This window comes from Leptospira haakeii, assembly GCF_002812045.1.
Lineage (GTDB): Bacteria > Spirochaetota > Leptospiria > Leptospirales > Leptospiraceae > Leptospira_B > Leptospira_B haakeii.
Map to the genome: position 1 here is coordinate 14418 of NZ_NPEG01000013.1, position 14240 is coordinate 28657.

Annotated in this window: 13 protein-coding genes and 2 tRNA genes; 8 read left to right on the plus strand and 7 right to left on the minus strand. The window is 40.6% G+C overall.

The genetic code is table 11. From position 1 onward, the window contains the following. The first annotated feature begins 30 nt into the window (after nucleotides 1–30). Both CH377_RS16025 and CH377_RS16030 read left to right on the plus strand, forming a co-directional pair. Nucleotides 31–2712, plus strand: coding sequence for a transglycosylase domain-containing protein (locus CH377_RS16025; protein WP_100724766.1), 2682 nt, complete (start codon nucleotides 31–33; stop codon nucleotides 2710–2712). Continuing rightward, nucleotides 2702–4294, plus strand: coding sequence for a hypothetical protein (locus CH377_RS16030; RefSeq protein WP_100724767.1), 1593 nt, complete (start codon nucleotides 2702–2704; stop codon nucleotides 4292–4294). The genes CH377_RS16025 and CH377_RS16030 overlap by 11 nt, the downstream gene beginning before the upstream one ends. A 15-nt stretch (nucleotides 4295–4309) precedes the next feature. On the opposite strand, the gene CH377_RS16035 is transcribed toward CH377_RS16030, so the two are convergent. From CH377_RS16035 to CH377_RS16055, 5 genes are all read right to left on the minus strand, one after another. After that, nucleotides 4310–5644: an amidohydrolase family protein gene (locus CH377_RS16035; protein WP_100724768.1), complete on the minus strand. Its 1335-nt coding sequence runs from the start codon at nucleotides 5642–5644 to the stop codon at nucleotides 4310–4312. An 8-nt stretch (nucleotides 5645–5652) separates the two neighbouring features. Beyond that, a complete protein-coding gene (locus CH377_RS16040; RefSeq protein WP_100724769.1) occupies nucleotides 5653–6132 on the minus strand; it encodes a DUF4405 domain-containing protein in 480 nt (159 codons plus the stop codon). A gap of 83 nt (nucleotides 6133–6215) precedes the next feature. Next, nucleotides 6216–6359: a hypothetical protein gene (locus CH377_RS19720; RefSeq protein ID WP_165780484.1), complete on the minus strand. Its 144-nt coding sequence runs from the start codon at nucleotides 6357–6359 to the stop codon at nucleotides 6216–6218. Nucleotides 6360–6542: 183 nt separating this feature from the next. Continuing rightward, nucleotides 6543–6624: transfer RNA gene (locus CH377_RS16050), tRNA-Tyr, on the minus strand. Nucleotides 6625–6685: 61 nt separating this feature from the next. Continuing rightward, a tRNA-Thr gene (locus CH377_RS16055) sits at nucleotides 6686–6758 on the minus strand. Nucleotides 6759–6846: 88 nt separating this feature from the next. On the opposite strand from CH377_RS16055, the gene CH377_RS16060 reads away from it, so the two are divergent. The 4 genes from CH377_RS16060 (at nucleotide 6847) to CH377_RS16075 (ending at nucleotide 10223) form a co-directional block, all read left to right on the plus strand. Next, nucleotides 6847–7230 (plus strand): hypothetical protein, encoded by a 384-nt coding sequence (locus CH377_RS16060; RefSeq protein ID WP_100724771.1) that lies wholly within the window; start codon nucleotides 6847–6849, stop codon nucleotides 7228–7230. Nucleotides 7231–7247: 17 nt separating this feature from the next. After that, nucleotides 7248–8072 carry a transketolase gene (locus CH377_RS16065; protein WP_100724772.1) on the plus strand — a complete coding sequence of 275 codons (825 nt, stop codon included), beginning with the start codon at nucleotides 7248–7250 and terminating at the stop codon, nucleotides 8070–8072. Nucleotides 8073–8274: 202 nt separating this feature from the next. Continuing rightward, complete coding sequence (locus tag CH377_RS16070) at nucleotides 8275–9174, plus strand: transglutaminase-like domain-containing protein (protein ID WP_165780485.1); 900 nt, start codon at nucleotides 8275–8277, stop codon at nucleotides 9172–9174. Nucleotides 9175–9263: 89 nt separating this feature from the next. Next, a complete protein-coding gene (locus CH377_RS16075) occupies nucleotides 9264–10223 on the plus strand; it encodes a polyprenyl synthetase family protein (protein ID WP_100724774.1) in 960 nt (319 codons plus the stop codon). 61 nt (nucleotides 10224–10284) lie between these two features. Here the strand turns inward: CH377_RS16075 and CH377_RS16080 are convergent, their stop codons facing one another. Further along, nucleotides 10285–10824 (minus strand): hypothetical protein, encoded by a 540-nt coding sequence (locus tag CH377_RS16080; protein ID WP_100724775.1) that lies wholly within the window; start codon nucleotides 10822–10824, stop codon nucleotides 10285–10287. 209 nt (nucleotides 10825–11033) lie between these two features. Next, entirely contained in the window at nucleotides 11034–11780 is a 747-nt protein-coding gene (locus CH377_RS16085; protein ID WP_100724776.1) for an LIC10920 family plasminogen-binding lipoprotein, read from the minus strand. A gap of 152 nt (nucleotides 11781–11932) precedes the next feature. On the opposite strand from CH377_RS16085, the gene CH377_RS16090 reads away from it, so the two are divergent. Together CH377_RS16090 and CH377_RS16095 are read left to right on the plus strand one after the other, a co-directional pair. After that, nucleotides 11933–13075, plus strand: coding sequence for an LBF_2804 family protein (locus CH377_RS16090; protein ID WP_100724777.1), 1143 nt, complete (start codon nucleotides 11933–11935; stop codon nucleotides 13073–13075). A 44-nt stretch (nucleotides 13076–13119) separates the two neighbouring features. Beyond that, nucleotides 13120–14154 (plus strand): MBL fold metallo-hydrolase, encoded by a 1035-nt coding sequence (locus CH377_RS16095; protein WP_100724778.1) that lies wholly within the window; start codon nucleotides 13120–13122, stop codon nucleotides 14152–14154. The last annotated feature ends 86 nt before the right edge of the window (nucleotides 14155–14240 follow it).

Consider the following 14240-nt stretch of genomic DNA (forward strand, 5'->3'; position numbering starts at 1 on the left):
GGTTAGCGGATCTCTCCGACATTAATAGAGATGTTGGAAACCAAGGTCCGCACTCTTACAGAAACCAAGTTTGAATGCCTTTCTTGCGGAACCGTTTCCAGGTTACCGGAAGGAGTTCCTACGGGAACTGTCTTTAAACTTACTTGTTATCGCTGTGGCGAGAAGGCATTAGTCAAATACCTATCTTCTCCGCCTGAAATTACGGAAGAAAAACCGGCGCCAAGGGAGGAGATCCAGACACCATCTGTTGGAACTCCAACATATCAGGAAAGAGAAAGACCCGCGATTCGTCCTATCCAGAAAGAAGTTTCGAAAGAATCGCCACTTGCTGGTTTCCTGGAGGGTATCCAATCTAAATGGGATAATTGGAAAGATTCCTGGTCCAAAAATCCTTCTGAGGATCGTCCTTGGTTCCAAAAGGTCAGAACCGAAACCGATACTCCTACTGCCTTCCATCGTCCGATCAAAACTTTATCCGAAAGATTATTGGAGAAGGGTAGAAGGTTCCAATTTCCTAAATTCCGTCCGAATATCTGGCTCGTCCTAATCCCTTTACCTCTTGCATTAGTATTTTTGATCTTTTTCTGGATGGGAGTGATCCAGAGAGAAGCGGAAGTCCCAGGTCTATTAAGTATTTTTTATATTCATCAGCCGACTGTCATTTATGATAGGGACGGAAGAAAAGTTTCCGAAATTTTCGGCAAAAAAACAAGCAACCTAGAATGGGAAGCTTATCCGGAAAATCTAAAAAGAATGGTGCTTCTGGTAGAAGACCGTAGCTTTTTTTCACACGGAGGAATTCATTATTCTTCGGTGTTACGTGCTTTTTTTGTAAATATAATCAGCCTTCGATTCAAACAGGGTGCTTCCACAATCACTCAGCAGTTGGCTCGTATTCTTCTGAATGATCGTGAAAAAAGTTTAGGAAGAAAGTTAAAAGAGGCTCAGCTTGCTTATGCTTTGGAATCTTCCTTAGACAAAGAAAAGATCTTATTACATTATATGAATAACGTGTATTTAGGTCATGGCGCGTTCGGATTTGCAAGTGCCTCCGAATTCTATTTTGGGAAAAAACCGAAAGACTTAAATGTATCGGAGATGATTGTTCTGGCTTCTCTGGCTTCTGCTCCAAATCGTTTTTCTCCATTAAAAAATCCTGATCTATCTTCCGGAAGAGTAGAAGCGATCCTCAGATCTTTAGAGAATGACGGCGCATTAAAAGAAGATCTAAGGCCTACGATCCAAGATATCTACCAAACATTCAATACTCGTTCTCCTGGAGAAACAGTGTATGGAAATCGTAAGGATGATTCTCCTTACGTAACCGAACATGTCAGAAAATTTCTTCAAACGATGTATCCGGATACAAACATTTATGAAAGCGGTGGATTTTCAGTTTATACCACAATTTCTCAGCCTGTTCAGGCAGAGTTGCAGAAGGTGGTGAAAACACATGTGGAAAATCTACTAAAAGGTGGACAAGTTAGACGAAACCGTCTCACTGAGAATGGAAAAAATGCGGATGTAACTCCTTTCCGAAATTTAGTCGCAGATCTTTCTCCCGCATTGGAATTATTTATAGATACGGATCGATTTGTAACTGGGGGAGATAGCGGGCTTCAGGCTGCAGTGGTCGCAGTAGATCCTCAAACGGGTGATGTTCTTCTTTTGCATGGGGGAACAGAATTCAAATCGGATAACCAATTTCCTAGAGCGACCGGAATGTATAGACAAACCGGATCTACGATCAAGCCGATCCTGTATTCGGAAGCGATAGATTCAGGGATCGCGAATCCTGCGACACATATCTTAGATGCACCTTTGATCTATAAAAATTCGGTCTCGAATTGGATGCCCGAAAATATAGGAAACCAATACGATGGGGATATTTCCCTTAGAGTTGCACTTGCAAAATCCAAAAACACTGCGGCAGTCCAGATCGCCGAAAAACTAGGATTAGGTGAGATTTCTGCCGCATTCGAAAGGTTTTTCTTTCCGGAAGAGAAAGTGTTGAAAAGCAGATTTAGGCGAGATCTTTCTTTGGCTCTCGGTTCCTTGGAACTTTCTCCTTTGGAAATGGCTTCTGCATATTCCGCATTTGCAAATGACGGAAATATAGTAAGACCTCATTTGATCGAAAAAGTAGTAGATAGAGCGGGTAACGTTGTTTATCAAAGAAAGGACCAAGACGAATTCAATTTGAAATGGCCTCAAACTAGAAAAGCGATCACACCTCCTACTGCTGAGATCATGATCGATCTACTTCATGGAAGTGCAAATCATGCCGGTGTCCGAAACACAGGTTACAGGGGGGAAGTAGCGGGCAAGACAGGGACTACGAACGAGCATAGAGACGCTTGGTTCGTAGGAGTAAGGCCTGGGATTTCAATGGCGGTTTGGTTGGGTTACGATTCTCCAGGTTTTGGAATGGGAAGTTCTGCGTTAGGCGGAACAATTGCGGCTCCTTTATGGGGATCAATCGCTAAACTATTCGATTCTGCGGAATCCGGAGATAAGGAAGAAAGAAAAAAATATCAGTACTCCCAAAGAGCAGTGACTATGGAAATCTGTCCTGAGTCTGGAAAACTTCCTGGGCCGGATTGTCCTAAAAAGACCAGTGAATTATTCCATCCTTCTCATCTTCCTGCAGAGACCTGTCCTTTGACCCATAAGTCGGATGCAAAACAGGAGCTTTTGAAGAATGTTTTCTAAAAGAAAGAACGCGGCTCTTTTCTTTCTGGTATTTTCCTTTTTTCCTAGTTTGAGCTTTGCAGTTTCTTATGAAGAAGCTTACGAGTTAGAAAAACTTTCTCCCGTATTTGCGATCCCATTATACGAAGAAGTAGTTCGATCTTCCGGCGTTGGAGACTTTAAAAAAACTGCATCTTCCAGGCTTTATTTTTTATACGAAAAATTTAATAAATACCTTCCTGCCATCCAATACCAAACAAGAGCCGGGAGTTTAAAAAATAAAAAAGGAGAATGGTCTTCTCTAGTAAAAACACTTTCAGACGGATTGGGAGTCACACCATTCTCTTTGCTCGCCGTTATCAATTCTTGCTCTAAAGAAACTCCGGTTTGGGTACCACCTGAGCCGACTGTGCATCCGGAAACGGGAGAACTGATCCAGCCGACTCCTCCTGATCCTTATAGGGTATTATCTAAAAAAGAAAATCATTCTTTGATCCGTCTTTGTTATTCTCTCAAAATGAAACAAAGAGATTTTGAAGGATGGGATAATATATTCTTTTATTTATTTTCCAAAGATGTTCTTACAAAAGATGAAGCGCTTCCACTTTGGGTGGGATCTTCTATACAATCCGGGAAAGGAACTCCATACAAAAGAGTATTTCTTTCCGGAAGATTCAAAGAGTTAAGTAATGAATCCAAATCGGATCTATTATTCTTATATGCAAAGTTCCTCAGACATAATGGAAAATTCGAATCTAGTACCAGATATTTTCTGACAAGCGGCACTTACTCTTCTTCCAAAAGAGGAAAATGGGAAACTGCGAAAAACCTGCTGATCATGGATAGAAAGAAAGAAGCCTGCACGATGATCGGAGATTCGTTCAACGCGGGTGATGAATCCGAAATATTAATGAAGAAGATTTGCCAGTCAGGTAATTGGGATTGGGTCCAAACCTATTTACCTGCTCTCAAAATCCTAATGAGAGAAAATCCGGATCCTGTATTTGCTTATGCACTCGAGGGTGGTGGCAGAGAAGCAATCGATCTATTTTTAAAACAAGTTGGTTCAAAAACTTCCGATAAAGACGACGATTCTGAGGAAGATTCAGAATCGGCAGATATTCTGAACAAACTTATTCCTCCGGAGAGCAGAAATAAATTCCCTTTCTGGGATGCTCGAGACAAAGAAGCGGATCTTGTAGTTCCGGATAGAGCAAAATATTTATGCAAGGTGATACGTAGACCATTCTTCGGGACTCCTTCGATCCAACCTCAGTTCTGCAAAGAAGTTTCTCCTGGAAGTTTGGAAACATTACTTTCTATCGTAGCAGAAGAAGAGGAAGAGGCGAGTTTTGCATTCGCTGATCCTGCTTATCTTCCTCTTTCCGTAAAATGGATCTGGAAAAACGGATCAGAATCCGAATCGAATGTGGAGCCCGCACTTCCAAAAGTTTTGGGTCCTTCTTCCGAACCTGGTCCTTGGAATTTGGAATTTATAGTATATCGTAAAGTTCTAAATCGTGCTTATGCAGAGATCCGCATCAAAGACAAATACTTTGTAGTTTCCGTGAAACCTTCTTATGTGGTTTGGAGTAAGAATTAAAAACGTTACTCTAACTTATTGTTGTACACCTGCACGCCAAACATTGTGGATAGACAAAGTATCTGAAATATTCTGAATTGGATTCCCATCAATCAATAACAAGTCCGCTCTTGCCCCCGGAAAAATTCTACCACGATCGTTTAAGCTGAACCTTCTCGCAGGAATAGAAGTGGCAGCGCGTAATGCCTCTATAGGTTTGAATCCTGCTGCCACAAGTAATTGTAATTCATGATGAAGACTTGCACCATGAGCGAGGCCACCAAGATCTGCAATTGGCTCAGATACATCACTTCCCGCTAATATATCTACGCCAGCTTTATGAAGAGCCATTACACTTTCGAAAGAATCTTCGAGCCTTCCTTTAGGATAAACATTCATATTTTTGGAGAGAGCTTCTAACCATTCTTTACTTAACTTGGAACTTACACGTTTATCTGAAACTAATGTGCGAGGGCTATTGCCGAAAGCTGTAGAGAGTGTAGTCAACGTAGGTACGATAAAAGCCCCGGAAGATTGGATCGCAGAGATCAGTTCTTTGTCAGGTTTCCTATCAAAGAACATATGTGCCAGTCCATCTACACCTGCAGAGATTGCCCTGCGTCCTCCGCTAAGGGAAGTAACATGAGCGATCGCCATTTTGTCGCGACGATGAGCTGCTTTTACAGACGCAATTAAAGTTGCATCATCAATTACTGGAAGTCCAGGTGTGCCGACAGTGTCTCCATCTTCTATAATGATCTTAATGAAGTCGGAACCACCTTCCACTTGTTTGTCTACGAACTTGATTGCTTCTTCCGGAGTGGAAACAAATGGATAACGATAAAATGTTTTTAAGAACCAGTTACTACTCAGCTGCATATACTGTGTTGGATGTCCTCCAGGAGGAGTGATTCCCATACCTGCAGAACGTATGTCGGCAAGGTCAGTCCTATTTGCAATCTGCCAACGTTCCCAGAACATCCATTGACCGGTCATTTCCAATTCCGTAGTCACTCCGAACAATAGAGCATCATGTAAACCGTCTATATCAGTATGAACATGTGAATCTATTAGACCTGGCATTAACATTCCGCCATTTGCATCCACAATCCTGGCGCTGGCAGGAATATCTCCGCCAATAGAATGAATACGATCCCCTTTGATAATCAGAGTATGATCTTTGATAAGTTCTTGTCCGTCGAAAATATTCGCATTGATGATTGCGACTATTTGATCTTCCGGAGCTGAAGGTTTTTTGCAGTCGATCAAAAGGCAACCGGAGACTATTACTGTTAAAGTAGTTACGGTAATCGCTTTTAGAGCAAGGTGTTTGGATTTTTTATAAGTTTTGGTAAGTTCGTTAAAGTTCATATATGGTATCACTTCAAAATCAATTCTACAATTTCTTCCGGAGATTTTTTATTTTGAACACAAATCTCCTCCAATGATTTTGAAGGATCATCAATAATGATATTATTCTTTTTTAGGATCTCCGCAGCCTGCTGATAGTCTCCATTCAAAAGTTTGAAAGAATCAGATACAGGAGATTTAATGAATTTTTCCAAAATCTGATCTTCCAAATTTCCATGCATCTTTCCACCAACGATAAATGCGATTGAAATGATAAGAATTGATATACTCGGAAGAAGAAGTTGTTTCTTCTTCGCGTAATTTTTGATACTGCTCCAATTCATTCGTATATGAAAGATCGCAAACACCACAAAGCTTATGCCTAAAAATTCATGAACAACTTTTGTATAATCATCCAAGAGGTGAAAGAACATCAAGACACCCGTGGCCCCGACGATCAGGAATATAAAAACTAGATAAGGTGTAACGAATTCTTTTTTGAGTTTCATCGGGCTCTCTCTTGTTCTTCATGAGACCTTGGTTGGTGTGGAGGTTCCACAGAAAGGGTTGGGCGACTCCTTCGGACCGCGCTCTACGCTTCAATCAGCAAAGCACCACCTGTGGTGCATTGCCGGATTTCCGCTACGATCGCTGTCGCGGTTGTAGTCTGGGAATGTTTAGTATGATTATGAGGAAAGATTTGTGGACGGGAGATTTCGGATTCGCCGTTACGCACTTTGCCTTCCTGGCAAAGTTGGCTCCACGGCGTCTTTCTCACGCTCTTCGCCATCCATGGCTCGAGTCGCATTCATTTACGCTCCCTACGGGTCGCTATGAATGCTCACGCTCGAAAGCTTCGAATCCTTCCGGACTTTTTAGTATATTAGGATTTTGTTTTAAGGGGGAAGGGAGAAACTTTTGGGCAGGGAAGGATTCGAACCTTCGAAGGCTGGGCCAGCAGATTTACAGTCTGCCCTCGTTGACCGCTTGAGTACCTACCCGTTGTTGAAAGCCATTATTTTTGCTCAGGGTGGCTGGTCAATCTTATTCGGAAAATGAACGAGCTGCCTATAGGAATCGAACCCACAACCGTCTGATTACAAATCAGATGCTCTACCAATTGAGCTAAGGCAGCGTTCAAGAGACAGTTTTCGAAATCATTTTGTCGGGTCAATCGATTAAAAAGGATTTTCTCCAGCTTTCGAATATTGTCTTTTGGACAGATGCCTCTTTTTCTGATCAATACTGGAATGACTCTCTCTATACTTTTTTTTTATACGGGGTATTGGTTTCGTTTTAGAAACAACCGATTGCATAGGATCTTCAATTTGGGAGGAATCCTTTTCAATCTAAGCACCGCAATTTATTTGTTGGGCCTAAAATATTTGGGGGAAGGGATAGAGCAGTCTGGGCTAATCGCGACTGTTGATAAACTGTATATAGACATTCACAGAGCGGTGGCGGCCATTACACTGATTATGATGTTACTCATGGGTTGGTCCGGGCTGACTAGAAAAAAAGAATTCCATAGGAAGCTTCATTTTATTTTTCTACCATTATACACACTCGTTTATCTATCGGGACTATTTTTGTTCCGCTCGAATTAATACCGGAGCTTGCTTACGTGGAAGATACCAAAGAAATCAAAATATTCGCTAATAATATCCGCAAAAACGTGATCAAAATGGTCACTGCGGCAAAATCCGGTCACCCGGGAGGTCCTCTTGGACTTGCGGATATCTACGCAGTATTATACAAAAAGGTCCTAAATCATAAACCTACTGATCCGGATTGGGAAGATAGAGACAGACTTATCCTTTCCAACGGTCACGTATGTGCAGTACGTTATGCTGCCATGGCTCAGGCGGGATTTTTTCCAGAGTCCGAACTTCTTACCTTTAGGAACATAAACTCTAAATTGCAAGGACATCCTTCTACCCGTTATTTAAAAGGGATAGAAAGCTCTTCCGGATCTCTTGGCCAGGGACTTTCTGTTGCAGTTGGGATCGCTTTAGGTGCAAGACTTTCTAAAAAAGACTACAAAGTATATGCATGTATCTCTGACGGAGAATGTGGAGAAGGTATGACCTGGGAAGCGGCACAATCCGCTGCTCATTATAAAACCGATAACCTGATCGCGTTTATGGATAAAAACGGGATCCAGATCGACGGATTCACCAAAGATGTAATGAATCTGGAGCCTCTTAATAAGAAGTTTGCTGCATTCGGTTGGAATGTATTAGAAGCAGATGGCCATAATATCGAATCTATTATCTCCGCTTTCGAAAAGGCGAAAGCTCATAAAGGTTCTCCTACCATTATTCTTTTCGAAACCGTATTAGGAAAAGGTGTCTCCTTCATGGAAAATAATCCAGGATGGCATGGAACTCCTCCGAATGCGGAACAAGAAAAGAAAGCGTTGGAAGAATTAGAACAAGTAACCGCTTAATCCTCTTGGGTTAGAGAAAGAAATTTTTCTAACCCGAACATTTCTATCAACATAACAAAAGTCTCATTTCATTTTTCTAATCACTTGAACAAGTGCGTTCGAAAAAGATGGAAGACATAGTTAATTTATATTGCACATCCTTTTTTATACAATCATTTCAGATCCGAATTGACTTTCGTTTTTGAAATCCGATTTTATAGATATGCAATCCTCCGATTCTTTTTTCGGCACAGTTCCTTTTCCTCCGGATAAGATCGAGGACAAGTTTTATCAGTTAGAGTTTTCTTCTCTTCAAGATAAATCTAGGATCATAAAAGAGATCGCTAGCATGATCCCTTGGCAAGTTAGAGTCCAAGAAATTGCGGATGAACTGAAAGATCCAACTCTCAGAGTTTTTGCACGTTCCGTAAGCGCTGCAATTCATTCTGAAAGGATCAGTTATCGTTATTCTATCTTAGCTGAAAAGGGTCATCCAAATCATTATGACGATTTGGAAGAGGGTGTATTTCTTCTTTCTTCAGTGATTGATTCAGATCTTTCTTATTTGGAGTTCAGAACTTATCTGGATAAGATCGCGATCCGTGTAGAAGAGTTGGTAGATCTGAATGAGGATCTCGCTTCCGACGAAGTTAAGGTGCATTTTTTAACCAGAGTACTCTCTCAGGAAGAAGGTTTCGGCGGAAATCACGACCAGTATGAGGATCCGAACAATTCTTATCTTCACAAGGTGTTCTCTTCTAAAAAAGGGATCCCGATCTCTCTTTCCGTTATTTATTTGTTAGTGGCCCATCGATTACAACTCCCCTTATACGGGGTAAATATGCCTCTACATTTCCTTCTTCATTTTGAATCATCCGAATTCCAAACCTATATAGATTCTTATCATGGTGGCGTGATGTTGGATCGTTCTACCTGCATTCGTTTTCTAAAAGCGAACGGATTTCAGGCCCATGAAAGATATTTCACTCATGCGAGCAGTCTGACAATTCTCAAAAGAATGTTCCGCAACCTAATCCATATCTACCGCAAAAAAGAGGATAGGGATATGGAAAAGATCCTTTCCCGTCATCTTCTTGCCTTGGACAATAAATGGAAACCTTGACCATAATTGGTCTCGAACTCCTCTCCTCGCTTCCTTTACTGCTTGAGCCAAAAATTCGTTTCTAAATACTGTCGTAACAGGAAACCCGCGTGAAAGCAAAAGGATTGAAGGATCTCTTAGTCCGTAAGTTCGATAAAAAACTAAAAGATATCATAGATGAAGATCTGCGCATACTGGCAGAGATCAAAGAATATACGATTCGGTCCGGTGGAAAGAGGATACGTCCTATTCTACATTATTGCCTTTGTAAGATCCTGGGCTATAAGGGAGATAAATACTCCGACGTAGGTGCTATCGCAGAGCTGATCCATGCTGCTAGCCTTCTTCATGACGATGTGGTGGACGAGGCCCAAACAAGAAGAGGAATGCCTAGTGTTCCTTCTAAATTCGGGAATAAGACCTCTATTTTGGCGGGGGATTATCTTCTCGCATGCGGGATTGATCACCTAAATAGTTTGGGGTCTCCGGATTTGATGGATCTATTCACTACAGTGATTAAGGATCTTTCAGTCAGTGAACTCATTCAGATGGAATGGGAAAAAAATCCTAAAATTACATTAGATATATATAATAAAGTAGTTTATGGAAAAACAGCGTCCCTATTCGGGGCTGTCTCGGAAGCTGCGGGAATATTGGCAGAAGTTCACAAGAAGACCAGAAAAAAACTGCATGAATTCGGGATACGATTGGGTTCTTTATTCCAGAAACAAGATGATGCAATCGATTATTTCCAAGCCGGAGACCAAACAGGAAAAATCCCTTTAAAAGACTTCCGCAATGGTCTATATACATATCCGATCTTGAAATTATTGGAAATTGCGGACAAGAACGATAAAAAATTGGCTCATTCTTTATTCGCAAAAGAGGAAAGAAACTCAGATGATGATCTTGTCATTCTATCCTTATTAAACCGATATAATATTCGAAAAAGTTTGAATGAAGAATTTGTGGCAGATGTAGAAGGTTTATTAAGTTTCTTAAAATCTTACCCTGAGTCTAACGAAGGTAATCTTGTTAAAGAACAATTCCGCAAATTGATGGAAGTTTGATTTTTTTAAATAAGGGAATAGAAGGCGAAAGAGTCTCTCGCCTTCCATATCAAAGAATTGATTATTTTTTGCCTGGTGCTTTTACTTGCACTTTAGAAACTTCTTCCAAGAACTTTTTGATATTGGCTCTTGCAGAGTTTTCATTCGCTAATCTCATTCTTTTTACTCCGATCAATGCATCGCCCATAGTAGCTTCACCGGATTCATCTACTAAAAGTTCAGAAACTACCTGAGTTCCTTTAGATAGGGTGTATTTGATTTTCGTTTTTACTGTGAAAGTAGTTCCGAAATAAGGGCGATCCACATCTACGATCTCAATTTTAAGATGCCAATTGTTTCCGAATTGTTCTTCGAGGGTCTCGAAAAGTCCGGCTGCCGCTACGGATTCTTTTACCGCAGCAGTGAATTCCTCATCAGATATTTTGGACATCCAGAACGGTAAAGTGATACTTCCGCCCACGGATTCGTTGATATAGATTTTATCTCCGACTTTTTTTGGAGCTTTAAAATCTGTGACTCTCATTCCTTCTCTTGTAGAAGGGAAAGCACAATTGAACATTACTAAGGCGGAGGCGATTAGGAAAATGGTTTTACGATTCATTTTTGTCCTTATTAGGGGTTAATTTAGAGTAGTATGATTTTCTAAAGCGCGTGACGGTCAAATATTTTAGATAAAGAAGGGCGGATCGTCCTATAATAATGTACGTAAACCGAATTATCCCATATGGGATAATTAAAGAGCGAAGTGTACACAAAAAAGCCGCGAGTAAACCCGCGGCTTCTTTTTTAGCATTTTGCGCTAAACTTGGATCACTGGCTGGTTGTTGAAGAACCGGAAGGTATCGCGTTACTTGTACAGTTAATATCACCTTTAATAGAAACTGTAGGACCACTTGCAGTATTCGTATTATAACATTTTAAACCGTCTTGAGTATAACACATACTAGAAGAAGTAGCAGAAGTACAGTTAATAAAGTCCGTAGTATAACATTGGGTCAATGCAAGACCTGCAGATCCGGTTGTTACTTTATTTCCAACTAAATCTACTGTAACAGTTAGATAGGAAAGAGCCTGGGTGCTGGAAGTTCCTGTATCCACAGGTACTCCACTTCCTCCCCAGAAAATTTTTCCATAGTTTGCAACTACTGGAGAAATCCCTAATAGAGGTAGGCCTGAGAAGGAGAATCCTTGTTGGGCATCTACTGTTCCTTGGTTTTGGGTAGCATCGTAAACAAATTTCAAGGTTACGAAAGCTCCTGTAGTAAAATACATCCTGGAGTTGATCGTAAATAAATTGGTAGTGGAACCTGTACTTGTAGTAGTTCCGGTAGTTGTTCCTGTCCCGGAACTGGAATAAGGAGTTGCAGATCCGCAGTTGGAGGTCTTGTCCTTATCAATCTCTCCCTGGATAGGGAAGGTGGAACCATCGGTTCCTGTTACAGTAAGATCTACTTTATTAGTATCACCAGTATTACAAGACACAAGCACCGCGACCGTGGCGATTAGGCCGACAAATGCAGGGAATAATTTGGAAATAAACGGTTTGGAGAACGCCATAATTCTAATATCTATCTTCGGAAAATCATGGTCAAGAATGAAATCTTGGGAACGAAAACTCGACCAGCTGGGCCTTAGACCCTGAAAACTGGCCGGGAGGTTCCACCATTGAGTTGACTAACCTTCTATTTTAGTTTCCGATCGTCCTCCTGATGAACGTAAGGGCCGAATCTTATTCAGATTATAAACCAGGTGTTTTGGAAAAATGGGGGATCAAAATTCTCCAGAATTATGTCAATGAGGAGAAGGATGAAGAAAAGACTCTTGGACCAAGCCCTGACTTCTTCCCTAAAAGTACTAGGATCATACGTTGGGCTTCCTTCTTAGGATTGCAGATAGGATTTTGGACCACTTATTTTATTATCTTAGTAGAAAAACTTTTTCCTGAATCACCTGAAACATTCTCTCCTGCATTTATAGAAAAATGGAGTTATGCAGGAACAGCACTCGCTATCGGGACAATTATAGAATTTTATCTACTTTATAAATTAGGATTATGGGCAGCGTATAAACTTACAAAACTTTCAGGGATACAATTGGAAGAAGATCCTGATCTTGTAACAGGAAACGCAAATTTACTTTCCAGAATGGCTTTGGAAATTCCGGACCCGGATCTAAAATTATTAGGGATAGATCCGCTAAGGCTCACTGACAAAAGAAGTTTACTCATACGAACATTCTTTTATAAGACCAAGGTTTTACTTTCCAACCTGCTCGCTAAAATTGTACTAAGAAAAATTCTAGCAAGAAACTCGTTGAGGGTATATGCAGATTATATTGCCGCTCCTATCACTGCGATCTGGGATGGAGTAGTTATGTATTTGATCTTAAAAGAACTTAGGATCAGATTACTTTCTAGGATCATCGCAAAAGAAGTAACAGACGAAATATTAAAAAATAAGGATAAACTCAGCAAAGAGGGAAAAATTGCATTCTTAGCAGCAGTCGGGAACTCGGTAGTATTTACCCAAATATTCCATCCCAATTTGGAATACATGCTGATCAAAATGCATAAAGGATTCGGTTTGGATTCTCATGATGGATCTTTGGATGATCTGGACACATTCGGAAGTTTGGTCTCCCAATTATCTAAGGAAGAAAAAAAAGCATGCTTGAGATTATTATGTATCGCATGTTCCTTCGACGGAAAACTATCATCGTTCGAAACAAAACATATTAAACGAATTCTGGGAGAAGAAGCGAAAGAGAATTTAGACTCAATTCGAATTCTTTCAGAGTATATCCGAAAAGGAAATTTAGAAGCTTGCAGAGAAAGGAGTCGCCTATTTTCCTAGAAGACGGACTAGGCAGATCGATTTAGCCAAGGGAGAATTCGAGTTTGAAAATATATCACTATGACTCAATTCCAGATGTAAAAGAAATCGGGGACGGAATTTTTAAAACGGAGATCCCTCAGCCGTTTTATGCACCAAATAATATTTATATCCTTCCAGACGGAGAGCCTGCACTTATCGATTCGGGTTATCTTGCCAATTTAGGAATGCTCCAAAGAGCGCTGCGGAAAATTGGGCTTAGCTTAAATAAGATCAAACATATCTTTTATACTCATAATCATTTGGATCATCTTAGTGCAGTACTTACGATCCGTTATTATACGGATGCAAAACTATACGCAATGAAAGGAATGGCATCCGGTATCGGAAACTATTTGGAACATGTGGAAATGTTCAATAGAGCTTCTAAACGATTGGTGTATAAGGGCCATAGAGTCCCGGAAGATCGTAAAAGAGAACTCGCAAGGATAGAAGAGGGAAATCTAAACTTAAGAAATACATTAAGTAGGGGAACTCGTATCGACCCTATCTTAAAATTCGATATAGAATTGGTAGAAGGAGACGTGATCCACGCGGGTGGAAGAGATATCGGGTTCTTACATACACCAGGTCATAATCTTTGGCATCTTACTCCTTATATCTTGGAAGAGAATATATTTTTCACCGGAGATTTGGTTTTACAGAACATCTCCTCTATTTATGCAGAGATCGACGGGAACTTAGAGGATTATTACCGTTCCTTAGAAAGGATTTCTAAGATGAGCATCCGTAGATTATTACCGGCGCATGGACCGGAGCCGGAATCTCCTCAAAAAGCAATTAAACTTCTTCATAAAACATTACAGATCTTGGAAAGAGGTGTGATCCGCAGACTCAAGGAAAAAGAATACGATCTTTCTGCATTAACATTAGAAGCAATGGGAGAAAAGGTCGCTAATTCAGGATATTATAATACTGCAATGGCGATCTTACATTCTATGGTTCGTAAGTTTATAGACAAAGGCTGGGTGGAAATTATAGAAACAGAACCACCTTACGAGACTTATCGATGGATCGGTGATCAAGAGCCACAGAGTTAGGAGAGCTACAAAGTTTTTTCACACAGAGACACGAAGACACTGAGGGTATTATCAACTTTCCAAAAACTTTTCTTTGTGGCTCTGTG